Origin of the sequence: Halorubrum sp. AS12 (assembly GCF_051122765.1) — an archaeon.
GTDB lineage: Archaea > Halobacteriota > Halobacteria > Halobacteriales > Haloferacaceae > Halorubrum > Halorubrum trapanicum.
In genome coordinates this window covers 61,527-86,546 of the sequence record NZ_CP185386.1, presented here as the reverse complement: position 1 = coordinate 86,546, position 25,020 = coordinate 61,527, and the positions used below count along the sequence as shown (strand labels likewise).

The 25,020-nt window shown below is 58.2% G+C and carries 21 protein-coding genes and 14 pseudogenes; 15 read left to right on the top strand and 20 right to left on the bottom strand.

The genetic code is table 11. The annotated features are described in order from the left end of the window. Positions 1–186: 186 nt before the first annotated feature. On the bottom strand, positions 187–855 hold the full coding sequence (locus tag ACODNG_RS15225; protein WP_144928021.1) for a DUF7509 family protein: 669 nt from the start codon (positions 853–855) through the stop codon (positions 187–189). Between the two features lie 112 nt (positions 856–967). Between ACODNG_RS15225 and ACODNG_RS15220 the strand changes: the two are divergent. Next, positions 968–1,361, top strand: a pseudogene (locus tag ACODNG_RS15220) (winged helix-turn-helix domain-containing protein). Between the two features lie 302 nt (positions 1,362–1,663). Further along, positions 1,664–2,095 carry a TRAM domain-containing protein gene (locus tag ACODNG_RS15215; protein ID WP_144928015.1) on the top strand — a complete coding sequence of 144 codons (432 nt, stop codon included), beginning with the start codon at positions 1,664–1,666 and terminating at the stop codon, positions 2,093–2,095. Between the two features lie 114 nt (positions 2,096–2,209). On the opposite strand, the pseudogene ACODNG_RS15210 reads toward ACODNG_RS15215, so the two are convergent. After that, positions 2,210–2,542 (bottom strand): annotated as a pseudogene (locus ACODNG_RS15210) (RNA polymerase subunit sigma-70); the annotation flags it as partial. Positions 2,543–2,565: 23 nt separating this feature from the next. Next, positions 2,566–3,133, bottom strand: a pseudogene (locus ACODNG_RS15205) (transposase). Between ACODNG_RS15205 and ACODNG_RS15200 the strand changes: the two are divergent. Then, on the top strand, positions 3,128–3,370 hold the full coding sequence (locus ACODNG_RS15200; protein WP_434523266.1) for a hypothetical protein: 243 nt from the start codon (positions 3,128–3,130) through the stop codon (positions 3,368–3,370). The pseudogene ACODNG_RS15205 and the gene ACODNG_RS15200 sit on opposite strands and share 6 nt — an antisense overlap. A 239-nt stretch (positions 3,371–3,609) precedes the next feature. Here the strand turns inward: ACODNG_RS15200 and ACODNG_RS15195 are convergent. The 4 genes and pseudogenes from ACODNG_RS15195 to ACODNG_RS15180 form a co-directional block, all read right to left on the bottom strand. Then, positions 3,610–3,936 (bottom strand): annotated as a pseudogene (locus ACODNG_RS15195) (helix-turn-helix domain-containing protein); the annotation flags it as partial. Between the two features lie 203 nt (positions 3,937–4,139). Beyond that, positions 4,140–4,508, bottom strand: a complete 369-nt coding sequence (locus ACODNG_RS15190) for a hypothetical protein (protein WP_434523265.1) — start codon at positions 4,506–4,508, stop codon at positions 4,140–4,142. A 180-nt stretch (positions 4,509–4,688) separates the two neighbouring features. Beyond that, positions 4,689–5,642 (bottom strand): ParA family protein, encoded by a 954-nt coding sequence (locus tag ACODNG_RS15185; RefSeq protein WP_058365046.1) that lies wholly within the window; start codon positions 5,640–5,642, stop codon positions 4,689–4,691. A 702-nt stretch (positions 5,643–6,344) separates the two neighbouring features. Continuing rightward, positions 6,345–6,780 (bottom strand): annotated as a pseudogene (locus ACODNG_RS15180) (low molecular weight phosphatase family protein). Positions 6,781–7,008: 228 nt separating this feature from the next. Here ACODNG_RS15180 and ACODNG_RS15175 point away from each other — a divergent pair. Further along, complete coding sequence (locus ACODNG_RS15175) at positions 7,009–7,392, top strand: low molecular weight phosphatase family protein (protein ID WP_241686265.1); 384 nt, start codon at positions 7,009–7,011, stop codon at positions 7,390–7,392. 43 nt (positions 7,393–7,435) lie between these two features. On the opposite strand, the gene hcsS is transcribed toward ACODNG_RS15175, so the two are convergent. From hcsS to ACODNG_RS15150, 5 genes and pseudogenes are all read right to left on the bottom strand, one after another. Continuing rightward, positions 7,436–7,660, bottom strand: coding sequence for a halo-CC-star protein HcsS (gene hcsS, locus ACODNG_RS15170; protein WP_112077628.1), 225 nt, complete (start codon positions 7,658–7,660; stop codon positions 7,436–7,438). Beyond that, positions 7,651–8,068 (bottom strand): annotated as a pseudogene (hcsL, locus tag ACODNG_RS15165) (halo-CC-star protein HcsL). Before hcsL ends, hcsS begins: the two are co-directional and overlap by 10 nt. Continuing rightward, entirely contained in the window at positions 8,065–10,005 is a 1,941-nt protein-coding gene (gene arsA / locus ACODNG_RS15160) for an arsenical pump-driving ATPase (RefSeq protein WP_004595749.1), read from the bottom strand. The pseudogene hcsL and the gene arsA overlap by 4 nt, the downstream one beginning before the upstream one ends. Before the next feature lie 3 nt (positions 10,006–10,008). After that, positions 10,009–10,338, bottom strand: a complete 330-nt coding sequence (gene arsD, locus ACODNG_RS15155) for an arsenite efflux transporter metallochaperone ArsD (protein WP_094519407.1) — start codon at positions 10,336–10,338, stop codon at positions 10,009–10,011. Positions 10,339–10,513: 175 nt separating this feature from the next. Continuing rightward, complete coding sequence (locus ACODNG_RS15150; RefSeq protein ID WP_004595751.1) at positions 10,514–10,933, bottom strand: cupin domain-containing protein; 420 nt, start codon at positions 10,931–10,933, stop codon at positions 10,514–10,516. Between the two features lie 182 nt (positions 10,934–11,115). Here ACODNG_RS15150 and ACODNG_RS15145 point away from each other — a divergent pair, with 182 nt between their 5' ends. Next, positions 11,116–11,511: an ArsR/SmtB family transcription factor gene (locus ACODNG_RS15145; RefSeq protein WP_004595752.1), complete on the top strand. Its 396-nt coding sequence runs from the start codon at positions 11,116–11,118 to the stop codon at positions 11,509–11,511. Between the two features lie 13 nt (positions 11,512–11,524). Here the strand turns inward: ACODNG_RS15145 and ACODNG_RS15140 are convergent, their stop codons facing one another. Genes ACODNG_RS15140 through ACODNG_RS15130 form a run of 3 tightly spaced genes read right to left on the bottom strand, consistent with a single transcriptional unit; the run spans position 11,525 to position 13,062 of the window. Continuing rightward, positions 11,525–12,523: a permease gene (locus ACODNG_RS15140; protein WP_004595753.1), complete on the bottom strand. Its 999-nt coding sequence runs from the start codon at positions 12,521–12,523 to the stop codon at positions 11,525–11,527. Then, positions 12,520–12,918: an ArsR/SmtB family transcription factor gene (locus tag ACODNG_RS15135; protein WP_004595754.1), complete on the bottom strand. Its 399-nt coding sequence runs from the start codon at positions 12,916–12,918 to the stop codon at positions 12,520–12,522. The genes ACODNG_RS15140 and ACODNG_RS15135 overlap by 4 nt, the downstream gene beginning before the upstream one ends. A gap of 6 nt (positions 12,919–12,924) precedes the next feature. Then, positions 12,925–13,062, bottom strand: coding sequence for a hypothetical protein (locus tag ACODNG_RS15130; RefSeq protein WP_158295129.1), 138 nt, complete (start codon positions 13,060–13,062; stop codon positions 12,925–12,927). Between the two features lie 284 nt (positions 13,063–13,346). Between ACODNG_RS15130 and ACODNG_RS15125 the strand changes: the two genes are divergently transcribed. The 9 genes and pseudogenes from ACODNG_RS15125 to ACODNG_RS15085 all read left to right on the top strand — a co-directional run bounded on the left by ACODNG_RS15125 (position 13,347) and on the right by ACODNG_RS15085 (position 21,721). Beyond that, positions 13,347–13,799, top strand: coding sequence for a RidA family protein (locus ACODNG_RS15125; RefSeq protein ID WP_434523264.1), 453 nt, complete (start codon positions 13,347–13,349; stop codon positions 13,797–13,799). 102 nt (positions 13,800–13,901) lie between these two features. Then, complete coding sequence (locus ACODNG_RS15120; RefSeq protein ID WP_128906801.1) at positions 13,902–14,231, top strand: ArsR/SmtB family transcription factor; 330 nt, start codon at positions 13,902–13,904, stop codon at positions 14,229–14,231. 366 nt (positions 14,232–14,597) lie between these two features. Next, positions 14,598–15,366 (top strand): annotated as a pseudogene (locus tag ACODNG_RS15115) (MIP/aquaporin family protein). Positions 15,367–15,482: 116 nt separating this feature from the next. Continuing rightward, positions 15,483–15,937, top strand: a pseudogene (locus ACODNG_RS15110) (RidA family protein). Between the two features lie 97 nt (positions 15,938–16,034). After that, positions 16,035–17,205, top strand: a pseudogene (arsB, locus tag ACODNG_RS15105) (ACR3 family arsenite efflux transporter). A gap of 109 nt (positions 17,206–17,314) precedes the next feature. After that, positions 17,315–18,940, top strand: a complete 1,626-nt coding sequence (locus ACODNG_RS15100; RefSeq protein ID WP_434523263.1) for a transposase — start codon at positions 17,315–17,317, stop codon at positions 18,938–18,940. Positions 18,941–19,441: 501 nt separating this feature from the next. After that, a complete protein-coding gene (locus ACODNG_RS15095; protein ID WP_058365912.1) occupies positions 19,442–20,023 on the top strand; it encodes a DUF7342 family protein in 582 nt (193 codons plus the stop codon). 3 nt (positions 20,024–20,026) lie between these two features. Then, the gene (locus ACODNG_RS15090) at positions 20,027–20,485 is read left to right on the top strand and encodes a hypothetical protein (RefSeq protein WP_058365911.1); all 459 of its coding nucleotides are present in this window, start codon (positions 20,027–20,029) and stop codon (positions 20,483–20,485) included. Continuing rightward, positions 20,482–21,721 (top strand): annotated as a pseudogene (locus tag ACODNG_RS15085) (phage integrase SAM-like domain-containing protein). Before ACODNG_RS15090 ends, ACODNG_RS15085 begins: the two are co-directional and overlap by 4 nt. A 9-nt stretch (positions 21,722–21,730) precedes the next feature. On the opposite strand, the gene ACODNG_RS15080 reads toward ACODNG_RS15085, so the two are convergent. The 3 genes and pseudogenes from ACODNG_RS15080 to ACODNG_RS15070 all read right to left on the bottom strand — a co-directional run bounded on the left by ACODNG_RS15080 (position 21,731) and on the right by ACODNG_RS15070 (position 23,204). Further along, positions 21,731–21,847 carry a DUF6293 family protein gene (locus tag ACODNG_RS15080; protein WP_379765143.1) on the bottom strand — a complete coding sequence of 39 codons (117 nt, stop codon included), beginning with the start codon at positions 21,845–21,847 and terminating at the stop codon, positions 21,731–21,733. Between the two features lie 6 nt (positions 21,848–21,853). Further along, positions 21,854–22,134, bottom strand: a pseudogene (locus ACODNG_RS15075) (IS6 family transposase); the annotation flags it as partial. Between the two features lie 290 nt (positions 22,135–22,424). Beyond that, positions 22,425–23,204, bottom strand: a complete 780-nt coding sequence (locus ACODNG_RS15070) for a hypothetical protein (protein ID WP_058365910.1) — start codon at positions 23,202–23,204, stop codon at positions 22,425–22,427. Positions 23,205–23,306: 102 nt separating this feature from the next. Here ACODNG_RS15070 and ACODNG_RS15065 point away from each other — a divergent pair. Continuing rightward, a pseudogene (locus ACODNG_RS15065) lies at positions 23,307–23,718 on the top strand (CopG family ribbon-helix-helix protein). On the opposite strand, the pseudogene ACODNG_RS15060 reads toward ACODNG_RS15065, so the two are convergent. Continuing rightward, positions 23,719–24,099, bottom strand: a pseudogene (locus ACODNG_RS15060) (cation transporter dimerization domain-containing protein); the annotation flags it as partial. A 66-nt stretch (positions 24,100–24,165) separates the two neighbouring features. Further along, positions 24,166–24,997: pseudogene (locus ACODNG_RS15055) on the bottom strand (IS5 family transposase). Positions 24,998–25,020 lie beyond the last annotated feature (23 nt).

Below are 25,020 nucleotides of genomic sequence, written 5' to 3'. Positions count from 1 at the left end.
CTATGTCTTTCGAGGCTTCTGATGGAAGGACATCGCGAAATATACACAGGAGCGGCAACATCGGCTCGGCAGCCTCCGTTCGATTCAGGAATCGACGATCAGCGGGGACCGCTCATCTCTCTTGTCAAGTGCTGCTCCCTAGCCGGTGTAGTTCATAGATGCCTGTTCCGCCTGCACGGGACGGAATCATTCCAAACGCTCAAGCGAGCCATAGAGCTCTTCGTTCTGAATGTGGGTACAGAACTGCGCGCACAGTCGGCAGCAATCTGCGGCATCGGTGAACGTCCGGACGCTGGCGTCCCAGCGCGCGTGGACTGCCCCGAGCATGGCGCTTCGAACCGATGGTTCGGTCGCGACCATCACCCGTCGCGTGCGCTCTGGTGGGGTCGCGTCAGTCGCCGGCCCCTGCATCCCGTCTGTCGACAGTAAATCCTCGAGGACGCTCCCGATCTCGATCCCGACGCCGAGATTATCGCCGACCTGTGGGGCGATGAAAATCGTCGCATTGCTGGCTTGCGCGAAGGCAATACTTTGTGTGGCGGCATCCATCTCATTGAGCGAGATCCCGACGTCAATCGCGAGGAAGGCATTGAAGCCACGGTCGCGAAGACAGTCTCGTGTCTCTTGGAGGAGGCGCAAGACCTCATCTTCAGCGTACTCGCCGCTGGCCTCGTCCCACGTCGCGAACGACGGGACGTCGGTTTCGACATCCGCGTCCGCCGGTAGCAGCGCGTCGACGTCGAACGTCCGGTACGGCCCCATCAGATAGACGAGAAACTGTTCGCGCCGGGCTGGAGTGAGGGCATCCGAATCTTCAGTGGCCCGGGAGAGATTGTCGATAATCCGTTGCCGCATTCGAGTCGTCGATTCGGAACAGTAGTATATAAATATCGGTGTTCTCAGGAATATTCTAGTAGAGAACGACTAAGTATGTGGCGTCCCAACTCTCGAACCGAGGCATCCCTCAATGTCCGAAACCGATCGCCAGCCAACAGAGGACGTTCGCCAGCCGGAGCCGCCGCTCCCTGAGGAGAGCGGGCTGACGCTCGAGGAGTATCTCACGATGCGAACAGGCGATCGGCCACCCGACGCGGTTTCGCATCCTGCGAACGCTCGTCGCAAACGACGAACTGAGTGCCGCTGACCTCAAGGCTGTGGTCGACGTCGAGCCGCACAATTTCCACTACCACCTCGACGAACTGGTTGATGTCGGCCTCGTCGACAAGCGCCAGCGACGGACCGCCGACAGCCAGGGCTTTTACACGTACTATCGGCCGACAGCAATGGGACGCGGGATCCTCGAGCATGGTGTCGAGGAGTTGATGCGGCGTGAACGTGAGTTCAACGACGCCTATTCGTAAGCTGTCGTAGGGTTCTTTGCCCCCTGTCAGCGATCCTGTTACCCTTCGATATCTTCGCTGCGATTACCGTACCTCATAGTATTAACCAACAACTACGGTTTGTTGAGTCGAGATGTTGGTTAACCCTCTTTCGACGTGACGTTTGCAGATCCCATGTGGCCGTACGAACAAGAACACATCTTCTCACGTTCAATCGCGGTAGAACGGTGGCTTCACCGCACTACCCGTCAATACAGGAGGTCGCTGTCTCGTGCCGTTTCCATGGAGTTAAGTTCTCTACCAGCCGAGTATTGGACCATCGAATGGTCAAAATTCCGGACTCGCTTCGCTCTGTTTTCAGCGCGACTGTTCACGAACGGGACGGGACATACGTTGTCGAGGTTCCGTCCGGGGAGCTCAATCATGACGCTGTCTCCCTCGGCGAAACGTATCGGATCGCTGTCTTCGACTCACCCACGACGGCGCAGGACGAGCACGAGCCCGCGTCCGCAGATCGTGCCCAATCTGACCGACAGCGTGGATCTTCTGGGCCGCCGGTTGAGGAGGGCGAAATTCGGGACGTGACAATTGAGACAACCGGCGACCAGGGTGATGGAATCGCGAAAGTTGACCGTGGATACGTTGTGATCGTTCCTGGTGGCCAACCCGGTGATGAGCCGACCGTCGAAATCGAGCAGGTTCAGGAGAACGTTGCCTTTGCCAGCGTCGTTGATATTGATCCGCGGGCTCTCTAAGCTGTTTCACCGCAGCTGTTCGACCTGATCAGACAGATACTGCTGGAGTGCCGTGACTGTCTCAACAGAGACAGCCGATGCCCCGAAATCACTCCGAGAGCCATGCTTGAGATCCTCGCCTCTAGTGACACCGAGATCGAGGTCGTCGTACATGCGGTCAAGCATCGCGAGCGCCGACTGGAACTGCGCGTAGTGCTCGCGCATGTACTCGATCGTGTCCTCGCGCGGTATAACCGGGTAGCCTTCGACGTCCTCGATTTCGAGTGACGTCTGTGGATCGAGGACGATCTGCAGTGGTCCATCGATCTCGTCGCTGGGCTGGCGCTCGAAGGTGGTTGGTAGCCCGAACGATTCGAAAAACGTCTCCCAGGCGTCGACGTCTTGCTCGCGAACAGCGATGAAATGCGGGTAGTCGTCGGGATCGCGGCTGACCTGGTAGCCGCCCTGTAGAGCGTGTCATAGAATCCAACTCATAGCATCTCACAGCCCGGTTCGTTTCCTCGCTCGTAGTTGGTGATTGCAATGACGAGTCGGAGACACAGTGCAAGGAACACTTCTGTTCGCGCATGGACGCGGCCTCGGGCGCGGACGTGCCCGAGGCCGCAGTCCTTGACTGCGTCGTTGGTTCGTTCCACTCCTGTCCGGTTGTTGTACGTCTCGTCTAAGATGGATTGTTTCAGCTGAACGTCCTCGCTGTGTTCCTCGATTCGGTCTTCGACCCTGTACTCGATATTTTTCGGGTCATCAGTGTTTCGCGGATTGTATGGAAGCGATTGGCACGACCCCTGCGGCCAGTAGGTGATCGTGCCAATCAAGGATGTCGTAGGCGCTATCTCCAAGCATCCAGATCGGAGTTTCGACGGCGAGCGCGTCACGTGTGACGCGCATCGCCGTCTCTTTGTCTGCTTGTTTGGCCTGTGTGAATTCCGCCGCAATCGGAATCTTTGACCCGGTTGAGACGATCGTACAGCCGAAGCCGTAGTAGTACTCCTCGGCAGTTGGATCATAGTTCCACGAGGCGGCGTCGTTGTATTGGATCGCCTCGATGTGTGTCGAATCGATAGAGTACGTGGAGTCGAGCAGGCCGCGGGCGGCGGCCTGCTCGATGAGCCTGTTGAAGATATCGTCGATAACGTGTTCGAGATCGGTGAGAAAGCGGTCAACCGTGTCCCTAGACGGCGGTTTGTCGAGTCCACAGTAGTACCAGACGAGGCCGTGCTGGAGTTCTCGTGCAACCGGACGTGTGCCGTAGATATCCTTGTAGTAGCAGTGTAGAAAGCCGCAAAAGAGGGCTGGTGGCTGGTGAACTCGGTGTTCGCCCCCGCTTCGAGGGGGCGAACACGTCGTACTCTCTCAGAAACTGGAATTCAAGGTATTCAAACAGCGGTACTGTCTCGGTAGCCGCCGCATTCAAGAAGTCGTCTACCGAAGCTACGTCTTGCAGGGTTGCGCTGGTGTTGGACACACTTTTCGCACCCTGCTGCTTCGTACGTGACGCTTTCTATGACACGCTCGCCCTGTATCCAGACGTAGATGGTGTCGATCCGCGTGAACGCGAACGGCCAGTCACCGAACTGCGGGATGATGTATGCCTCCTCGATGGAGGGTGGACTCACGCCGGCGCTTGCCGCGACCAGCTCGCACGCGGCTTCTCTCACGCGCTGGTCGACAACAGAGAGGCCTCGTCATAGTGGACGTAGGTCTGCGTCTTCGAGATGGTTGACGGCTTGTCTCACCGTCTCGTACGGTCTGTGGAGGTGCTGAGCGACACGCCGGATGGAGTCACCACTTTTGATGGCGAGGATGACCTGGGCTGCCGTGTCGTCGAGCACCTCGTACATCTGGTGGTTACCAATAATTCGGTAACAATTGAAAGCCTTACTAGATAGTTGGTTAGAGCGTATCTGGCTGAGTTCTACCACTCAGGTTTCTCCTCATGTACGGATGGACCATTCGTCTTTAGAGTTGGCAAGGATATGCTCACAAGTCTGTATATTGATGACGTCAAGGAACAGTTCGAAGCCAATTACGGAAGCGCATAGGTTCAGTTGTCGTACTGGATGCCCCATTCTTCAGCCATCTCGAAGACGTCATCGAGGTGTGCGAGGCCGTACACCATCGCGAACTCGCGAAGATCGGCCTTTGTGATGTTCGTGCCATAGCGGTCCTCGAACTCGGTTCGGGCCTTTCGGACAAGGTCGTCGACGTCCGGGTTGAGTTCGAGCGTGGTCCGGTCGCGTGCCGTCGACGTTCCATCTCGCCACGTCGCGTAGGGGACTGGCGGCGACTCGGAGTGATACTCCGGTTCGGATGAGTGCTCTCGCGAGCTGCTCGTTCGAGTGCCTGCGGCCGGATTTAAGGTCGCTAATGTAGTCGACTCCGGTCTCGGATTCTTGTCCGACACCGGCTTCACGTAAGTCGTCGCGCCTCGTATTACTCGACGCCTGTCCAGTGGTCTCGTTGGTCGATTTGTCGTCCTCGACAGGCTGCGTGTCTTCCATGTCCATCTCTACTGATTCGTCGGCTTGAGTGTCGTCGCCTTCGTCATTTGTGTCCTCGAACGGGTTCTCCATATCGCCGCCTGACTCGAAGCTCATTGTGACACCTCAGCGGCGTCGGGACCGCCAGTTGTCAGCTGAGAGAGGTCGACTTCTCCCCAGATGTCGTTCCCGTGGAATAGATCTTCTCGCGGCCACCCGCCGTTAGGGAGGTCTTGGCCCGCGCGATGGTAGATGTACGATGCGAGGGTGCGGAACTTCGGCATGATGTCCGCGTTGTAGTCACGGATGCGGCCGTCCTTCAGCTGAGAAAACACCGTCTCGTAGTTCTCCTCGGCCTTCTCGAACGCACCGAGGTTTTTGAAGTAGACTGGAGCCGGATACTGCTCGTGAATCTTAGTGAGGTACTCTTTGTGAATCTTCTTTCCGGCGTCGACTTTCGATGGAACGACACCGCTTAGTGTGATGTTGATATCCATCTCTTCGGCGAAGTTGCGGGCGCTGTCTTCGACGCCGGCGATGCTCTCGATGCCGCCGCGCGTGGGTTCGGCAGGGATGAGGATGTTGCGGGTGGCGTAGAGGGCGAGATAGTAGCCTTCGTCGGCTTTCGCGTTCGGATCGACGAGCATGACGTCGTACTCGTCCTGAATGTCGTTGTCTTGGAGGACTTGGAAAAAGCGTTTGTATCGGGGATACTCCCACTCGGGGGGTTTGGACGCTTCGAGGTAGTCGGCGTGTTGGTCGAGGCGTTGGTCGACGCGGTTGAAGCGTTTGTGTGAGGGAATGACGTCGATGCCGTCGTCGGCCGTGCGAATGAGATCGCGGAACGGCCCTTTGCCCTGGTCAATGAGGTGGAGCGTTAGGTCGTCGGCGTCGGGGTTGTGTTTGTCTTCGTCGACGCCAAGATAGTTCGAGACGCTCCCATTTTGCGCGTCGAAATCCGCGATGAGGACGTTGAGACCGAGTTCGGCGTAGGCGGCGGCGAGATCTCTGGTGATCGTGGATTTGGATTGGCCACCACTCTGGTTATAGACGGTTATTGGTAGCATGTGCGCACCATCATCCGCATCGATAATAAGAGTTGCTCAGACACACACCACATTACTCACTGTAGCAACTACAGACCACACCTTATGACCATACTGTACGTTCATAATGACCGTTCACAATGGACGTTCATAACGGACTGCCACAACTGATGTATGTGGGTGAGTAAAGCAAAATTCGCCGGACGTCGGCACGCTAGGTAGAACAAGGTCGGGCCGTCGACCATTCTTCTCCCTCGATACGGAGAGAATCATTCAGCTACATCAGCTACCGACGCTCTGCATATAATCTCGTACCGTGATCGACGGGGCTCAGATGATCTCCCAGCCAAGAGTCCCCAGCCCCGTAATCAGTCGTGAAGATGTCAAGCAAGCCCATCCGCTATCTCTCTTGGACGGTTGATCCCCTGAGTTCGCCGAAGAAGACTACACTCTCGCGGCGTTGTGGGGCGGCAGAAAGTGAGATTTCGCCAATGTGGTCAATACAACCGTGGCGTGATTTCGCCAGAAATAGATGACACGATTGGGAAGGACAACCGACTCAGCCCCAGTATTTCCCGATTTAGCTTCGACAATCAATCCACCTTCATAACTTCGGAGGATAGATCTCATGCGTGCCTTTGTTTTCTCACAAAAAGCTTGATTAAAACCTCGCTAAATCAATAACAGTCCGTCATTCGAGTACCGCTCCAGCAGGCGCTTGTTTCACTGTGAACCGTTCGCGTGAACTTCGTCGAACAAGTCTGTAACCCGCTGTTCGATATCGTTTCGGATCTCACGGACCTGATCGAGATCTTGGCCGTCAGGATCTGTTAGCGCCCAGTCGCGAACATCTATCTCTTCAGCATCGAGTTCGAGTGTCGAACAGCCCATTGTGGCGACGACGTCACATGATTCGAGCTCAGTTGTTGAGACTTCTCGAGGGACTCGATCCGAGAGATCGATCTCGTGGTCTTCCGATGACCGCCACGACCTCGTCATGGACGCTATCGGCGGGGTGAGTGCCACCGGTAATGATCTCAACACTGTCTCCGAGTCCACGACGGTCACGCTCGCGTTCGGCGAACGCTGTTGCCATCTGACTGCGACCAGCATTTTGTACACAAACGAATCCTAGAGTAACCGGCAAATCATCACTCATAAACAACAGAATCGATGCCGTCGACTTGAGAACTTCTATGTGGTATATATACGTCTCATTAGCTCAACACGGCTCTGAGAGTACTTCTCAGATAGCCTATCAAGAGCCGCTGTGCCTGAAGTAACAGCTATACCGATCCCACTCGCTTGTGGAGGTGTGACTGAATCCGATGAGCGGACGGACCACCAGATCGCGTTCGTGTGCGTCCAAAACGCAGGACGGAGCCAAATGGCGGCGGCGTTCGCTGAGCGCGAGCGCGACCGTCGCGGTGTGGGCGATCAGATTACGATCGTTACCGGTGGCACACAGCCCGCAGACCACGTCCACGAGATTGTCGTCGAAGCAATGAGAGAGCGGGACATCGATCTCAGCGACCGAACGCCGCGAGAGGTGACGCCAGACGAGCTACAGGCGGTCGATATCGTCGTCACGATGGGGTGTTCGGCATCGGACGTGTGCCCAGCGACGTGGAACGGCGAGAATCGCGATTGGGGGCTTGACGACCCCCACGAGCGTCCGATCGAGCAGGTTCGGGAAATCCGTGACGAGATCGAAGAACGTATCGTCTCGCTGTTCGATGAACTCCTGTCGCAAACTCCGTCCGCGGAGTGACAATTGGCAGGGCCGTCAGCCGGAACCGCCCCTGTGACCTCCGCTAACAGCAGCCGTCGTCGTCGGCGCCGCAGACGCTCCCGTAGTCGACACCAGTCTCGTCGCCGATCGCTTCGTTACACTGCATCACCATCGTGGTGAACGCGAACTCCGAGGAGGACTCTTTCGCCGCCGCAAGCTCTTCGCCGAGCGACTCGGCGGCCGCGACGACCTCGTCGTCGGTGACTCCGTCCTCGCTGGCGTCCTGACCGGAAGCGCTCAACAGCACCCACCTCCGGTGGACCGCGCGAACTCCTCGCCGATTTCGTCGCTAATGGCGTCGTTCGTTCGCTTGAGCAGTTCTATCAGATCGGCCTGTGCGGCCTGCTGACGCTGGATCGTCTCGTTGTTCGACATTTCGGTCTGGAGCTGCTTCAGCTCGGCCATCACCGACTCGTCGAAACCGCCGCGTTCGCATCTGCTGTTGCTTTCGCTGGTACTCGCGGAGCAGCGCCATCGCGTCGTCATCGTCCTGTAACGCCTCGTCGGCCGCGACGAACCGCTGATACGTCTCAGACTCGTCGAGCGTGTCGAGGAACTCGTGGAGCGCCGCCTCAATGTTGGCTTCTACGTCTTCTTCATTCGACATGCCCACGCTGTCCTCGGCCGCACCTTCCACGTCCTGTGCGTCGCTCACGAGGGCGTCACCTCCGGTGCGTCCGCTTCGACAACGTCTGCGAGTCCGGTAATCTCCTCACCGAAGGCGCTGAGTTCGTCGAGCCCAATCGGTTCGTCCTGCCGGAGCGGCGCCAACATCAACGGCGCGTCGAACCGGTCACGGATCTCGTCGAGATACTGCGCCTGCTGAGCGCGCCGATTCGCGAAGAAGGCGTTGTCGCCGTACTCCTCGGGGAGGAGGTAGTTGGCGACGACCAGCGAGGTCTCGATGCCGACCTGATCTTTGAGGTCGGCGGCGGCCCGGTAGGCTTCCATCATAGGCGTGTACTCGGGGTACATCACGAACGCGAACGTGCTCCGTTCGGGGTCTTTCATCGTCTCGATGACCTCGTCGTACTGGTCGCCTTTGGCGGGGGCAGCCCCCTTCGTCAGCGAGCCGAGGTCCATGAACCCCTTCCAGTCGGAGGGAAGTTCGAGCAAGCGAAGGGTGTGGCCTGTCGGCGCCGTGTCGAAGACGACCACGTCGTAGCCGTCCTCGTCGAAGTAGCTCACGAACTTTTCGAGCGCGGCCATCTCCTCGGCACAGGGCGATTCCAATTCCTCTTCGACGTTCGCGATCGCGGCGTCGACGTCGATCTGCGTGTCCTCTTTGTCCTCGTACATCTCGGTGACATGGTCGAGGACTTGCTCGCGGTACTCCGCAAGCGCTTTTTCTTGGTCGATTCGCGCCGCGTCGAGGTTCTCCTGGCCGACCGAGGTGGGTTCGTGGCCCACGGGCTCACCGAAGATGTCCTCTAAGTGCGCGGCCGGATCGGTCGTGACGACAAGCGTCTCGTGGCCCGCCTCAGCGAGTTTCGTCGCTGCCGTCGAGGCGACCGTGCTCTTGCCGACGCCGCCCTTCCCGGTGAAAAAGAGGTACTCCGTCTCCTCGCCCGGCGTGAGCTGGTCGACAACCGCGTCGGCGTCCGCCATCGAATCGAACTCGACCGCACCGTCAGCGTCCACGTCGGTCGCGGTCCCGACGTCGACGGTCGCCTCCGTGCCGTCGTAGAGGACACCGCCCACGTCAGCGAGCAGGTCGAGCCCGGCTATCTCGCCGGGCTGGAGCGGGTATGTCGCCGTCGCGTCCGCGTCGAACTCCTCGCGGGCGCGCTCGATAACGGCCTGCTCGTCCGCGCGTTTCCCCTCGAAGAAGGGGTCCTCGCACACCGACTCTGGGAGGTAGCCGTTGAGGATCAACAGCTGCGACTCGATCCCGAGGTCGCCGAGGTCGCTCGCGCTGCGTTCGATCTCGTCGATCGAGGAGTCCTCCGGCTTGCCGACGAAGGCGAAGGAAGTGCGCTCGTCGTCCTGGAGCGTGTCGATCGCGCGCTCGTAATCCTGTTTCTTGTCCTCCATCGAGGCCGCCGGCCCGATACAGGTCGAGCCGCCCTTCTCGAGTTCGGCGTTCCAGTCGGAGGGGAGCTCCATCAGCCGGATGGTGTGGCCCGTCGGTGCGGTGTCGAAGACGACGACGTCGTACTCCGGGCTGTCCATGAAGTCGACGAAGTTGTCGAAGGCGGCGATCTCCTCGACGCAGGGGCTGTTGAGCTGCTCTTCGACCGTCTGGATCTCCTCTTCACCGAGCAGTTCGCGCATCGGCTCGATCGTCTCCTGGCGGTACTCCTCGGCGGCGGTGTCCGGGTCGATCTCGATCGCCGAGAGGTTCTCGATCCCGTCGATCGCGGTGACCTCATGGCCGATCGACTGCCCGAAGATGTCCGAGAGATTCGGGGCGGGGTCGGTGGTCACCAGCAGCGTCTCGTAGTCGTTGTCGGCGAGCCACGTCGCGGTCGCACAGCTCACCGTGCTCTTGCCGACGCCGCCCTTCCCGCTGAAGAAAACGAACTCGGTTTCGTCGCTACTCGGTTCGACGACCTCACGCGCGCTCGTCGCTGTCGACTGTGATTGTGCCATTTATTAGGCCTCCTGTGGCGCGGCGTTGCCGTCGATGGCCGCGGTCAGTTCGTCGTACGAGAGGTACTCGCCCTCGGCGACGATCTCGTCGTCGACGACCGTGATAGGGAGAATCGACGGTCCGTCCTCCTGAACGCGGTCGTAGATCCGCTGCGTTTCGAGGAACTGATCGATGTTGTGCTGCATGTTCGCCCGGTTGACTTCGAGCTCGTCGAACGCGTCTTCGAGCTGGTCAAGCGCCGCGCTGACCTCAACGAGTTCGTCGTCGGGGTCGGGACCGCAGACGCCGGTGGAGCAACACATCGCTTCTTCGTACAGGGTAAGTTCGGTCATGATTGAGTCGGATCGCGGTCGTACGTCTGACGTATCGTTCACAGCAGGACACGTTTGTTTGTCCTCTCTGTGGCCGATTCATTTGAACAAACTCTCATACAATTATAAGCTCTTCGGTCGGATATCTCCACATCGGTCGCACAGTCATTTCATCTTGAACGGCCAGACCCCCCGATCACCCGATAAATCCGTTGGTGGCCCACGATCCTGGGTCGTCGACACACGTCGTGGTTCGACACTTCGACGCCGGGGCACTCACGAGGACGAGCGCACTTTCGACATCACCGTTCTGGATCTGCCGCGCCGCAGTCGGCGGAATCCAAACCGCGTCGCCGGCTTCGAGTTCGACGGATTCGTCGTCGATAACGACGGTAGCTTCACCCTCTAAGAGGACGTATATCTCCTCGTGATCCTCCGCGGCGTGGTCATGCGACTTATTCCGCCATCCGGGTTCACAGCGCGCGATTGACACGCCGACCTGCTCGCTATCGAGCGAGTCAGTAAGCGGCCGCATCGCGCCCGAGGTGGTCTCGATGTCGGTGTAATTGACCCGTTTGTAGGAACCGGTCACGGCGAACACCCTGTAGCGGCGCATTCGGTCGTATCGTTGCTCGAGCCTGCCGAGATGGTCGTTGTCGACCGCCAGACACCTGCCACAAGTCTCGTCTCTTTCACACGAGACAATATTTGAGAGATTACTATATTGTTTTCGCTGTCCAGCTATCAGTTGAGACGGCGCTCCGCAACGTTTAATCCCAGCTTGGTTCAATTGTTTGTATGTCATCTACCGAGCGTTTACAGCGGTACGTCGCCGACGAATGTGGCTCCTGTACAGATGAAGATCTCGCCGACCGGTTAGCGGAGCTAGAAGAACTGAACGAGAGCGTCGGCGGGTCGGACCTGGAGACCGATATCGAGCTACTGTCGGCGCTCGGCAACGAGACCCGATACAAGATCGTTCGGATGCTTCACGCGGCTGATGACGAGGAGCTATGCGTGTGTGAGCTCTCGCCGCTCTTGGACGTGAGCGACAGCGCAATCAGCCACGCCCTCTCGCAGCTCACTGATGCTGGCCTCGTCACGCGCCGGAAGGAAGGGAAGTGGCGGATGTATCGCGCCACGCCGCGTGCGAACGCGGTCCTCGTCGCTCTCGACGGGTCGCGGTCGCTGTAAGAAGGTTCCCGGCTCAGAGTAGCCCGGCGAAGACGGTGTTGAACAGCACACCGACGGTGATCCCGATCGTCACGACCGTCGTCGCGTAGATCGCGAGCAGCCGGCGTTCGAACAGCTTGTTCAGGAGGATCAGGTTCGGGATGCTGATCCCCGCCCCGCCGATGACGAACGCAATCACCGTTCCGATCGGGATCCCCGCCTCAGTGAGCGAGTGCGCGATCGGCAGCATTCCGCTGATGCTCACGTAGATCGGCGCACCGGCGAGTGCGGCGATCGGGGTCGCGAGCGGGTTCCCCGGCCCGGCGATCCGCTGGAGGAGCTCCGCCGGTACGGCGCCGTGGATCAGCGCGCCGATCGCGATCCCGACCGCGATGTACGGGAGTGTGTCGCGGAAGAAGGAGAGCGCGCCCTCCCCCGCGGCAGTCACGCGTTCCTTGTGGGTTCTGTTCGTCGCCGTCGTCCCGCACTCGCTACATCCGCCAGCGTCGGCTGCCCCCGACGTGTCCGAGGGAGTCGCTCCGCCGTCGGTCGCGATTTCACGACCGCCCGCGGTGATCCGGACGTCCTTGATATACCCGTCGAGTTCGAACGTCCCGATGATGAGTCCCGCGACGATCGCCGCGAGCAGCGCCGTCGTCACGTACGCGACGGTCACGCCGGTCCCGAACAGCCCGAACAGCAGGAACACGGCGATCCAGTTGACGATCGGGGAGGCGAGCAGAAACGAGAACGCCATGCCCGTGGGGGCGCCGGCCCCCAACAGGCCCGCCAAGACCGGGACGGTCGAACACGAGCAGAACGGCGTCACCGCGCCGAGGCCCGCCGCGAGGACGTTCCCGCTGCCGTGGTCGCGTGCGCGAAGCATCTCTTCGACGCGCTCGGGCGGGAGGTACTCCTGTGCGAGCCCGACGAGGAACGACGCACCGATGAACAGCGGCGTGAGGACCATCGCGAGGTGGAGGAAGTAGTCCCACGAGTCGAGCAGCGCCGCTTCGGTCCCCGGCGGGATCATCGGTCCTCACCTAACGCCGCGGCCAGATCGAGCAGCTGGAGGCTCGCTGTGTCCGCGATCCGGTAGTACGTCCACTTTCCCTCCTTGCGCGTGGCGACGATGCCGGCGTCGCGGAGCTTCCTGAGGTGTGACGCGACCGTCGACTGGGGCGCGTCGAGTACGGTCTCCAACTCGCAGGCGCAGAGCTCGCCTTCTCGAAGCGCGTGAACGACCGCGAGTCGCTTCTCGTTGGCCAGCGCCTTGAACGCCGACAGCTCCGCCTCGACGACCGCGTCGTCCGCCCGTCGAGTCTCCGGGAACGGCCCGTCACAGCAGACGCCTTCCTCCATCCGTCGGAGCGTTCCGCTCGCGGATTCGGAGCCCGCTTGAGCCGCCGCGTTCTGTTCCTGCGACATTATGAATCAGTCCTCCGTACGGTCGGCGCGCTCGTCCGGCGCGTCCGCCTCGTTTTCGTCCGAGTCCACCTCCTCGATTTGCATGTCACAGCAGCTCTCATCGTCGTTTGACTCGCCACCGAGCAGTCGGTCGAGTATCGACATACATATCGATATAATCCGATTTGACTTAACTCATTTGGTCAGGTGTTCAGCTGACTCGAGAGAGCACTCGACTCGGATCTATATTCAGATGTGTTTGTTTGACGCAGTTCTTCCACCGAACTATATACACACAAGATAGTGTGGAAAACCGGATTATTCAAGCATCATACTGTGCTTTACCGGTATTAATCTATTACAGATTATATTAGTACCGAGTAGATTACCTCGATCTCAACACAGTAGAACCGAAAGGACCTTTAACATATGAGGGAATACTAAATTGTATGTCGCAGCAGATAGCGGCTCAAGACGATCGGACGGACCGTGAAAACAAAATATCGATTAACGAGTCGCTGAGCGAGGAGAGCAAACGTCAGCGCGACAGTATCGACAACGTCGGCGCATTCGGCATGCGAACCGGTGAGTCGGATCTGATCTTCTTCCAAGGTATTCTCCCGGAGATCAACGGGACGATAAGAGGATCGGAGCCAATAGACGAGCAGATAGAGATGTGCTTGGATCGGCTCGAACTCATGTTACAAAACCGTAACGCGTCGCTCTCGGATATCATGAAGGTCGAGATTCAGCTCGCAGACGCAGGTGCGGCGGCGGCCGTGGACAGCGCGTACGAGTCGCGATTCGATGACGTGGCGTTCCCACCGCGCAGCGTCGTCGGTGTATGCTCGTTGCCTGGCGGTGCGGACGTCCAGCTCGACGTGATTGCCGCCGAAGAGTAACCGTAGCTGTCCGTGTAGTTCGATAATAGAAGCATTTCGCTCGTATTTGCCGTTTTGAAGCCCGACAGAACAATTATTCCGGTCGCAGCGAATACGTCAGTTATGCCCGACTCCTCTTCAGACCCGCTTCCTGGCACGGATCTCGACGCACTGATCGACGACGCGACGACGACCGCCGACGTGAAAGCGCTGTCGGCGTTCGGATATGAGACGCGATATCGACTCGTCCGCCTGTTGGTCGACGCGGATGGCGCGGTCAGGTTCGACGAGATCACGCCCTACGTGTCCATAAGCGACAGCGCTGTCAGTCACGCGTTGACGCTTCTGTGTGATGCCGGACTCGTAAAAAAGCAAAAAGATGGACGCTCGCGCAGTTATTCGACCACGGAACGGGCGGAGGCGCTCGTGGAGGCACTTGATCGGACGCGATAAATCAGTAATTGTACGTTCTCTAGCAGGTCAGACAGAGGTTAACTCTAGCAATGGAATCACCGTTGAGCGGAACCGAGACGGGGTGGATGAATCTGGTTGCGTGAAAGTTTGAGTTACTGTGAGTCCTCTCTCGACGTTATCCATCTCGAAATGAGCCACAGAAAATGCTACCAAACTCCTTTACTGTAGCACATTTGATTTAGTTATTATTCATACGTATTGGTGTCCAAACTGTATATTGTGGAAAATACACTTGTCTAATTGGTCTTTATCGACCGTATATTCCACATTAAATAAAAATCTTCGGTGTAAGGGATCCAATTCACTTTAATAGATGAATAGATATAAATCTATTGGAGTAGCAGAATCCATCCATACATTGCCGAGGTCATCGGAACAGCGATCCTCATCATATTCGGCGGGGGGCGTCGTCGCCAACGTCGTGCTCAACGAGACGAAAGGGAACGGCGGCGGCTGGATCGTCATCACGTGGGGATGGGCCATCGGAGTGTTCATGGGCGTGTTCACCGTCAGTCAGGTCAGCGGCGGTCACATCAATCCCGCCGTGACGGTCGGCCTCGCTGCCGCCGGGCTGTTCGATTGGGCGCAGGTTCCGGCGTACGTCGCCGCACAGACGGTCGGCGGATTCCTGGGCGGCGTAGTGGTGTGGCTGGCGTACAAAGACCACTTCGCCGCGACCGAAGACGAGGAGGTGAAGCTGGCGATCTTCTCGACCAGCCCTGAGATCCGAAACTATTCGGCTAATCTGCTGACCGAAATCATCGGCACCTTCGTCTTGGTATTCGGCGTCCTCTACCTGAATTCTGCCGGATTCTTCGACGCTCAGTCGGGTGAGGTGCTTCAGTCGATTACCATCGACGGCCAAGCGGTGGGCTTCGGTCTAGGGGCACTGTCGGCGCTTCCGATCGCGCTTGTCGTGCTCGGTATCGGACTCTCGTTAGGTGGCCCCACCGGATACGCGATCAATCCCGCACGCGACCTCGGACCGCGCATCGCCCACGCAATTCTCCCGTTTTCGCACAAGGGACCGTCGGACTGGGCATACTCCTGGGTGCCCATCGTGGGACCGCTCCTCGGGGCGCTTCTCGCGGCCGGACTGTACCGTCTGCTGTGATGTCGTCGGGGCACCACGAGTCTGGACCCCCCGCTCCGCACCCCGAAGCCGGACTCCGATCACAGTTTCCGACTTGCTCCAAAGAGTTTTAATATATGAACAACTGTTCATCTATTATGGGGCAGCAGACAACCGAGGTCGAACCGGAATCGGAGCAGCGTACCGAGATGGATATCGATCCCACACTAAGTAAGGAGAGCAAGCGCCAGCGCGAAGGGACGGACAACATCGGTGCGTTCGGAAAGCGAACGGGCTCGTCCGACCTACGTTTTTTCGAGGGGATACTCCCTCAGATCGACGGAGAAATATTAAGTGAGCACTCAATCGAAGAGCAGTTCTCGACCGCGCTCGACAACCTCGAAGCCGCACTCGCCGACAACCGAAACGCGACGTTCGGCGACGTGATGAAGCTTGAAATTCAGCTCACGGATCCGAGCGCCGCGGAGGCGATCGACCACGTGTACGAGTCCCGGTTCGACGACGTCGAACTTCCCCGCGGACCGTCGTCGGCGTCTGCTCGCTCCCGGGCGGCGCAGACGTCCAGCTCGACGTGATCGCGGCCGAAGAGTAACCACTGCTGCCGACACACCAATTATGAACAACTATCCGCCTACGCACCGGTATCGCTCTACGGCCGACTCACCCAACACGACGGGGGTGACGGTGGCGTGAGCGGCGCCGCTCACGAGCACGGCCCGAACTGCGACTGTGAGTCCTGCGGGATCCCCGGTCGATGGACTTCCTCGATAAGTACCTCACCGTCTGGATCTTCGGCGCGATGGGGATCGGGATCAGCCTCGGCTACGTTGCGCCGTCGGTGACCGGTCCGATTCAGGACCTCCACCTCGTGGAGATCGGCCTCGTGTTAATGATGTACCCACCACTCGCGAAGGTCAACTACGGGCAACTCCCCGCTGTCTTCAAGAACGTGAAGGTACTCGGGCTGAGCCTCGTCCAGAACTGGCTCATCGGCCCCACACTGATGTTCGGGTTGGCGGTCATTTTCTTCAGCGGTCTCGTCCCTGGACTGCCTGCCCGACCTGAGTTCTTCCTCGGACTGGTGTTCATCGGGATGGCCCGCTGTATCGCGATGGTACTGGTCTGGAACGAGCTCGCCGAGGGTTCGAACGAGTACGCCGCGGGGATCGTCGCGTTCAATAGCGTCTTCCAGATCGTTACGTACGGCGTGTACATCTGGTTCTTCGCTCTATTTCTCCCCCGATTCTGGGCATGGAATCGCTCGTTGCCGGCATTTCCGCATTCAATATTACACCGATACAGGTTTTCGAGGCGATCGCGATCTTCCTCGGAATTCCCTTTGCCGCCGGCATCCTCTCCCGATTCGTCGGCACGCGGGTGAAAGGTGTTGAATGGTACGAAGAGACGTTTGAACCCACGATCAGCCCGCTCACGCTGATCGCGCTGCTCTTTACAGTGATCGTGATGTTCGCGATGCAGGGTGAGCGCATCGTCGCGCAGCCAAGTGACGTCCTACTCATCGCGGTGCCGCTGACGATCTATTTCGTTGTGATGTTCTTCGTCAGCTTCGGCATGGGCCGTGGAATCGGTGCCGACTACTCAACGACGACGGCTATCGGCTTCACCGCCGCCTCAAACAACTTCGAGCTCGCGATCGCCGTCGCCGTCGCGGTGTTCGGTGTCGGCTCCGGTGTCGCGTTTGCCACCGTTATCGGCCCGCTTATCGAGGTACCGGTGCTGCTCGCCTTGGTGAAGGTCGCGTTGTATCTCCAAGACCGGTACGACTGGCGGGGATACACAACCGGGCGGCTAGACGACACGACTGAAGATGGATCCTCAAGCTCCACGGCTGATGACTGACAGTTAACTACCCATTCACCACACGCTTACAATTCATTTGACGATGAAGAGAATATGTTTGTAGTCATGTCGGTGTGGTAACTTTGCTATCGACCTCACCATTTTCTAAATGAGTGGTTCCGGCAGTCCTCCTTCCAAAGATGAACCCCGTCTGGAGTCTCTGTGCGAAGCGTACCAGCTCGGGATTACCATCCGGGACAAACTCAAAGAAACCGATCTTATCACCGTGTTCGAGGATTTCGATCACACGATAGACGCGATCGACGACGGTTATCCAGCATGGCATCCTGCGCCACTCTCGTTTCGCGCGATGGTGCTCTCGTTCGTGTTCATGGAGATAACGGGTGACTCATACGCCAACTTCACTCGACGACTCACCCGACAACCGGAAGTAGCGACTATCCTCGGCTTCAGTCGAGTGCCCGACGAATCAGCATTCTCTCGTGCGTGGCGAAATCGATTCGACGACGCGACCCACGAATACATCCAAGCTGCCGCCCACTTCGTTGTCAAAGAAGTCCATGATCGCAGCATCTCAGCGCCGGAGGTGCGGCCTAAGGCAGAGATCGTCGACGATACGCAAGAAGACGCAGACCCAGCCGAAGACAAATCCTTCTCACAGGACGAGATTGTCCAGACAACGCGCCTCGCGCGTGATCACGCCTATGGACACTTCGACTCTGGTCGGGCGTCGAACGCCTCGTACGAGGACACGCAATTTTTCGAGTTACAGACGTTCATGGGGATGGTCCGCTGTGGCACCTCGCAGGGAGCGACTCGCTTCCAATATCGGCGCGGGAAAGAGTACGGACCGCATGGTGATACCCACCTCCGCGCAGTCAAACAATTTGGCCCCGAAGAACTCGTGAGGGGATTCAACAAAACGACGGATCGCTTACTCTCGGTGATCGCCTCTAAAGCATCGTTCCGGCGTCCAGTCACAGCCGCGATCGACATCACGACTATTCCCTACTACGGAGAGGTCGAAGAGATGCCGATGGTCAGCGGGACCAAGGACAGAGACGGTCGAGCGTTCAAATTCGCAACACTCTCGATCATTGGACAGAATATCCCGCTCGTTCTCGCCGTGGAACCGGTTCGAGAGAGCTCTGAGTGGGATGAGAACCCGTCGAATCAGATCCATCGTACTGTGCGACGGCTCGTTCGACGAGCAAAAGAGCACGTTCCAATCGAGACAGTGCTGTGTGATCGAGAGTTTGACTCGATACAAGTGTTCCAGACGCTCTCAAACCTCGATGTGAACTACCTCATTCCGAAGCGGGTCTCCAGCTCCGAACGGGAGGTGCTTGACCAAATGGACAAAGACGACCAGGAAGTCGCTGTGGAGTCGGCCTCTGTCCACGTGGAATCTGGATCGCATCCAATGCGACTCCTGTACGTGCCGTCGACGAGTGGGGAGGGAACGGCCGTCTTCGCGACGAATCTACGAGTCGGTCCCGAGGAAGCTGAGACATTCTGTCAGCGCTACAGCCGCCGGTGGCAGATCGAGAGTGAGTACAAATCGATCAAAGGTGATTTTCTCGCGAAGACCTCCTCAAAAGACTACCGCGTTCGCTTGTTCTATTTCGTGTTCGCGGTCCTCTTGTACAATATCTGGCGGCTCACCGACTTCCTGCTGAAAGCGGACATCGACGGCGAGATGGACTACTCACCTGTGATTACTGCGGGCGAGTGTGTTGAGCTCGTTGCCTCGGCGTTGATCCCGCACGACTAATCGGCTGAGCTCTCGCTGGGTCCGCCGCTCAAGAGTGACAACCGTATTCAGCAGCGCCAAAATCCACGCAATTTCGTACGCTCGTCCGGTAGCTCGAGAGTAAGGATTCAAAATCGATCCTCGACCGCTGACAATCACCACGAATTGATGGAGATTTGATCCAAAACTAACCTATCCTCCGAAACTGTGGCACCTTCCGGTTCCGATTTTGGTATAGCGGCATACGATTTATTATCAACTCAGATTCGATGATTGGTGAGTAGAACCCTTATATCGTAGGAATATCGGAGATGAGACTTCTTTCCCTATTGGTCGTGATTATACCAGTAATCACGACCAGTTTGAAGTACCCCGCCGCCGTCGGTGAAGCACGAATGCTGCAACCGCCTCACGACGGCGCTTCCCCCGGGTAGAACTGCCAAGAACGGGGTTTGAGATTTCTCTGACTCTCCTCAGCCGAGGTCGAGGCGATGGCGAAGAAACGCATTCGATATAGAACTAATGACCTCAACCTATATTAAGATAAAGCGCGAACGGTGTTGTATGTCCGAAGACGAATCGAACTCCGAGGGCCTGATGGAACGCCAGACCACGGGTGAAGACCGCGTGAGGATGACCGCCCGGCAGCTTTCGGAGCCTCAGACGGCGAACTGGATCGCCTCGGAAGCGGGCTGGTCACACGAGCCGACCAAACGCGTCCTCGATCGGCTCGTCGACGATGGCATCCTCCACCGTGACGAAAGCGGGACTCACACCACGTATTACCCTGATTACCGCCGCCAAGCAATGCAGGAGGCGATGCGGCTTCGAGACAGCGGGCACACTGTCGAGGAACTCACGGACCGTCTCGCCGATATGAAGACGCAGATTCGCGACTGGGAGAATGAATTCGAGGTCGAGTCACCGAACCAGCTTCGCGGGACGCTCGCTGACGAGTCTCTTGACGCTGAGGAGGAAGATCGTCGCCGTGAGATTGCCCGCGAGTGGGAGCACCTTCAGCGGCGTATCCAGATCGTTGGCTTCGCCATCCGCGAATGGGACTTCCTCGCTCCGACGACAGAGCCCGCTGAGGCCAGCAGCTAACGAATGTCGGTCCCGCATCCAGGTGGTGATCCGAACGCGAACCTCTACACCCAATTGAAGCGGGACGTCCTCGACCGTGTTCCCCAGATCACGGCCGTCGAGTACGTTCCTGACGATATCGAGGCCAAGCAGCTGCGGGCGATTTTCGATCCGGCCCGTCTGGATCCCCCGACAGGCCCTGATTCGCCGGAGCTGACCGTCAAGTGGTATCGGCAGGACCCTCACGATTGGTTCCGTATCAACTACACCGACCCGAACACGGGCTTTCACGCCGGCTGGCACCAGGACGAGGACCATCCCGATCTCGGACGGGCGCATTTCCAGTACTCAGTCGCCGATACGGAGGATCGCTGGGAGATTACATTCGAACACGAGACCCCTTCCCTGGTTCTCTGGGAAATCGTCGAAGAGCTCCTCGAGGACGTCCGTCCGACCTACCAGTACGCGAACGAGGAACCATGACACCCCGAGAACGCGCCGATCAGTCACTCAAGAATTTCTTCGAGCGCTACCTCCAGGATAAGGGGAAAGGCCGCGGTGGCGACGGCGGGAACTACCGACGTAACGCTGCAGCGCGAGCTCGAGCGGTTCGCCGAGTGGGCCGCCGGCGACCGCGGCGCCGACGACTGGACCGGGATCGTATCCGACGACGTCGACCAGGAGCCCACCTTCGAAGACCTCGATGAACGCGTCTTCCGGGAGTACGCCCGGCATCTCGCCGGCGATCGCGGGCTCAAACAGAATACCGTACAAACCTATTATCGCTATATCTCCGCGTGGTGCGGGTGGTGCGTCAACGAGGGATATCTCGAAGCCCATTACGCGCAGCGGGCGAGTGCGATGGCGCCGCTGCCGGAGGACGACGGTCGCAAGCCCGGTGATCAGCAGGCCTGGACGTCCGAGCAGCGCCACGCCCTGACCCGGTACGTCGACGAGCGAGCCCGTGACGCCATCGAGACGTTCACCACACTCCCGGGGGATACTGACCCTCTTGACAGACAGCGAGCGCGCTACGCGGCGCTGAAGGCGGCTCGTGACCGGGCGCTGGTGTTCGTTCTCGCGTACACCGCTGTCCGCGTCGGGGAACTGCTCCGGGATCCGAACGACCCACGCCGGCGCGGCGTCCGGTGGGAGGAAATTTCGCTCGACGACGGTAGTATGGATGTCTACCGGAAGAAGCAGCAATGGGACGCCGCCAGTCTCCCCGACCCAGTAATCTCTCCACTGCGGAGCTATCGAAGGCTGATGGACCCACCGACGGAACGCTGGCCGGTGTTCCCGACGTTCGACCAACGGACGCTCGCAGGACTCATCCAGGATGAGCTAGCCGAACGAGGGGAACTCCCGGAAGCAATTACTGAGCGCCGTGAAGAATACGCTCGCGATCTACTGCTGGCGCTCGATGAGGACATTCGGCCGCCGTCGATTACGACGGACGGCGCACGGACGATTCTCCAACGGCTCTCGGAGGCCGCAGAGGTCGATATCGACCACCCGAAACACGATTATCTCGCGCCCCACGGTGGTCGACGTGGAATGGGCGAGGTACTTGTCCGCGCGTTTGGGTACACGGTGGCGGCCCGGTATCTCGATAACTCCGAAGAGATGGTTCGAGAACGGTATTCACATATCGAGGCAGGGGAGTTAGGTGATGTTGCTACAGAAGCTCTGGAAGAGGTCGATTCGACTGAGCGCTAACTATACTAATCACTTTTCGATGAGATGCCTAAACGCGGAGAGTGTATTTTTCCCCTCCTCGGTAAGATCTACGTCCGTCCTTCGCCCCACGTCTTTGGTTTCAACGAAGCCCTTCTCGGTTATCATTCAGTGGATCACAGTCTCGTCGACCGCAACGTGATCCGGATTTACCCCATCGAGCGACTGGAGATCTGTCTTCAGTACCCAGTTGTGGATGGTTGACGGACAACGGTTGACCTCACCGTATGTTGTATAAAAACAATTTCCTATATTCACTTAAGCTAAATAGGGCACATACCGAGCTTCATCGCAGGTTTGGGTATTGCCTCGCGCTCCAGAAAATCTAACTCGAAGCAGTCGCTATCTCCTCGAGGCGTGCGATTTCGAGGAACCCGTAATCTCGGCAGGTTCATCATGGAAGACAGGGCTAACCAGCTGGATGAGAAACGTCGGTGCGAGGAACGTCGAAAGGAGTACTGTCACGTCTACAGCTCTGTTCGCGACGATCACCACGCGCAGTATTAGGAGGATCCACTCAGGGGCAACCCCGGAGCTCTCCTGTGCTTTCTCAAGTGTCTTTCGGACATCCACTCTTCGTATCACTTTCCGGAATTTCACTGCCAATTCTTTGGTGGACAGTGTCCGACCGACCGTCTACATAACCCTGCGATAGGCGCATCGTGGAAGTATAGATTCAGTCCTTTCAAAAGACCCCGAGGATGAACCCGATCCCCATCACGATGAGGATCGCTGCCGTAAATGTAGGGAGGTACTCGACATATCCTTCGAGCCGCTCTTCGTACCGCTCATAGCCGGCCACAAGCAGGAGAGTCACTCCGACGAGGGAGACGATGACGGCGAGCGAGTAGAGAAGCATCAACTCGAGACAGTATGCCGAGCCGGTACAGATGGCAATAATGTCAAACTCTTCGTTGTGTGTGAAGCCAAGCGCAAACGCGAGTGCAACCATCCCGTAGAGGCCACGCTCGGGCGTTTCGTCGACGCGACCGTGCGAGTGGTCGTGGCTGGACTCACCGACGAATGGGAGGGCGCGTCGAATGCGAGCCCCCCACGTGGACGTCTCTTCAGTGCGATGTGTGTGCTCGTGGTCGTCCGCGTGATCATGGGCGTGCTTATCTTCCTCTTCTTCTCCGTCGTGATTAAATCCAGTACCGTGGTCATGCCCGTTGAAATACTGCCAGATTCCGAGCCCGATAAGTAGCGCGCCCGCCACGTAATTCATCCAGCTGAGTTGTGTGAGCCCGAAGTACGAAAGCGCCCAGAAGTAGACCACCACCATCGCTATACTACTGATGAGGTGGCCGATCCCGAGGATGAGACTCGATGCAGCGCCGTAGAACCACTTGTTCGGTTTGTCGAGTGCATAGCTCGCCGCGATTGCCCACCCGTGGCCCGGGGCGAGCCCGTGAGAGAGCCCGAGCACACTCGCCCCGAGTGCAAGACCAAGTACTCCAGTCACCATATAGAAGAATACGAGACTGACGGACTGATAGGGGTTGTTATGGCCGATTCGGGGATCCCGTAATAATGAGTTTCATAGGCGTCCCCGGCTAACATTCCCTTAATGCGAACCAGCCTGAATATTCCCGGAGAAATTCTCGAGTCGTTCGACGAAACGTGGCAAGACGAAGGACTCGAATCGCGCTCGCGTGCTGTTCGGGAGGCGATCCAAGAGTATATAGAGCGTCATACCACCCTCGAAGGGCTTGACGGGACCGCAGTCGCTGCGCTCGCCTTCGACTACGAGCACACGCTCGTCATCGGGGATCTCCACACTGTCCAACACGAGTTTGATGATATCATCGGGACGACTCAGCATATCGCATCATGGCGAGTGGTGTCTCGAAACAATCTTCTGTGAGGGGTCAGCTGGACGGATTCGCGAACTCGTCTACCAGCTTCGCGATTTCGACGCTGTGGGGAGAGTCAACGTAATGTTCCTTCAGCCGGACCACGATAATCAGACGGCCGACTGATTACACACCAGGAGTGTGGCGTATCTCTGTATTCGTGCGTTGGTCGTGGAGCTGGTCTCCGGATCCGTCAGACTCGACGGGTGAGCCGTCCTCGTCGGCGTCCTTCCACTCGTCCGTTCCTGCCGGATCAAGATGGACGTGTGCGTCGCCGACGGCGGGGAGATCTCGAAGCCTGTCGATAAGCACTGTTTCGATTTCGTGGGCAGTGCGAAGTGTGTAGTCTCCGGGAACCTCGACGTGGAGTTCAACTTCGAGATTAGCCCCCATATAGTAGACGGCAGTGTCGTGGACACCTTCGACGGCAGGGTGTTCACGAACGCAGTCTTCGACGCACTGTTGGACGCCGGCTGGCGGGGCTGCGCCAGACAGATACGTGACGTTCGCCCAGCAGATGACGGTCGTGTTAACTTAGACAGGCTGTGTTGAATCGCTGTAAGGCGTAGTGATTCACTGTTTAACGAAGCGCTTGATGTTATAGACGACACACATCAGAGCGATTTCTCGGAACTCACGAAACTACGTCTGCGCTCGCACGGCGAAGCCGAGCGAGCGCTTCACAGCCGAGTTCACGGTTTCGGTCATAGAGCGCTGATTGTAGCTGTTATCGTCAATTCTGGCGTTGTGTGCGTGGTCGTACGGAGCGAAGATACGGTGCTTGATCAGCGGTCTGATCCCGAGGTCGCGTAATCCTTCACGAAGCGATTGCTTGTCATAGCCTTTATCGGCCGCAAGAGACCGCAGATCGCCCGCGTTCCGGCGGGCGATCTGCTCAGCAAGGTCTGCGTCGCTTCCTTCCCGGTTCGTTGAGCAGTGAACGTCAAGGACGGCTTAAGACGCTGTATCGACTAATTTCGTGACTTTGAGCTTTTGAACGCGGTAGCTAATTCGCTGGCAGTAGTGGCGGCTCGCTGCTGAGCGTTCGTAGAACGTGGCGTCGATCGCGGCGTGTTCAGAGAGATCGTGCAGCTGCGCCGACTGGCGCAGCAGCACTCGACACACGCTCATACTGATCCGGTCGAACGCCTTACACAACGTGGACGGCGCTGGGAGATCGGCCGCGTTGAGGCCGATCTCTCCGGTTATTTGTGGCATTTCTTTGAGCAGGTCGATCGTAATGCGGTACGATGAATCGAGGTAAATCCGCAGACAGTGAAGGGAAACGAGTCCGATAGTCGGCGAATCCGCCGCCGCCTTCCGGGGCGGCAGATTCGCCTCCATCGCCAGTAACTCTTTGAGCAACCGGCACAACTTCCCCGATGAAGCGGGAGATTTGTGTCACAGGCAACCGGATCTTCCCGCTTC

Coding starts and splice junctions, on each gene's coding strand:
- ACODNG_RS15120 (WP_128906801.1), top strand. CDS start 13,902: ATGCCCGACTCCTCTTCAGACCCGCTTCCTGGCACGGATCTCGACGCA.
- arsD (WP_094519407.1), bottom strand. CDS start 10,338: ATGACCGAACTTACCCTGTACGAAGAAGCGATGTGTTGCTCCACCGGC.
- arsA (WP_004595749.1), bottom strand. CDS start 10,005: ATGGCACAATCACAGTCGACAGCGACGAGCGCGCGTGAGGTCGTCGAA.
- ACODNG_RS15175 (WP_241686265.1), top strand. CDS start 7,009: ATGGCGGCGGCGTTCGCTGAGCGCGAGCGCGACCGTCGCGGTGTGGGC.
- ACODNG_RS15130 (WP_158295129.1), bottom strand. CDS start 13,062: ATGTCGATACTCGACCGACTGCTCGGTGGCGAGTCAAACGACGATGAG.
- ACODNG_RS15215 (WP_144928015.1), top strand. CDS start 1,664: ATGGTCAAAATTCCGGACTCGCTTCGCTCTGTTTTCAGCGCGACTGTT.
- ACODNG_RS15185 (WP_058365046.1), bottom strand. CDS start 5,642: ATGCTACCAATAACCGTCTATAACCAGAGTGGTGGCCAATCCAAATCC.
- ACODNG_RS15080 (WP_379765143.1), bottom strand. CDS start 21,847: ATGATAACCGAGAAGGGCTTCGTTGAAACCAAAGACGTGGGGCGAAGG.
- ACODNG_RS15095 (WP_058365912.1), top strand. CDS start 19,442: ATGACCTCAACCTATATTAAGATAAAGCGCGAACGGTGTTGTATGTCC.
- ACODNG_RS15125 (WP_434523264.1), top strand. CDS start 13,347: ATGTCGCAGCAGATAGCGGCTCAAGACGATCGGACGGACCGTGAAAAC.
- ACODNG_RS15225 (WP_144928021.1), bottom strand. CDS start 855: ATGCGGCAACGGATTATCGACAATCTCTCCCGGGCCACTGAAGATTCG.
- ACODNG_RS15070 (WP_058365910.1), bottom strand. CDS start 23,204: ATGGTGACTGGAGTACTTGGTCTTGCACTCGGGGCGAGTGTGCTCGGG.
- ACODNG_RS15100 (WP_434523263.1), top strand. CDS start 17,315: ATGAGTGGTTCCGGCAGTCCTCCTTCCAAAGATGAACCCCGTCTGGAG.
- ACODNG_RS15145 (WP_004595752.1), top strand. CDS start 11,116: ATGTCATCTACCGAGCGTTTACAGCGGTACGTCGCCGACGAATGTGGC.
- ACODNG_RS15135 (WP_004595754.1), bottom strand. CDS start 12,918: ATGTCGCAGGAACAGAACGCGGCGGCTCAAGCGGGCTCCGAATCCGCG.
- ACODNG_RS15150 (WP_004595751.1), bottom strand. CDS start 10,933: ATGCGCCGCTACAGGGTGTTCGCCGTGACCGGTTCCTACAAACGGGTC.
- ACODNG_RS15140 (WP_004595753.1), bottom strand. CDS start 12,523: ATGATCCCGCCGGGGACCGAAGCGGCGCTGCTCGACTCGTGGGACTAC.
- ACODNG_RS15090 (WP_058365911.1), top strand. CDS start 20,027: ATGTCGGTCCCGCATCCAGGTGGTGATCCGAACGCGAACCTCTACACC.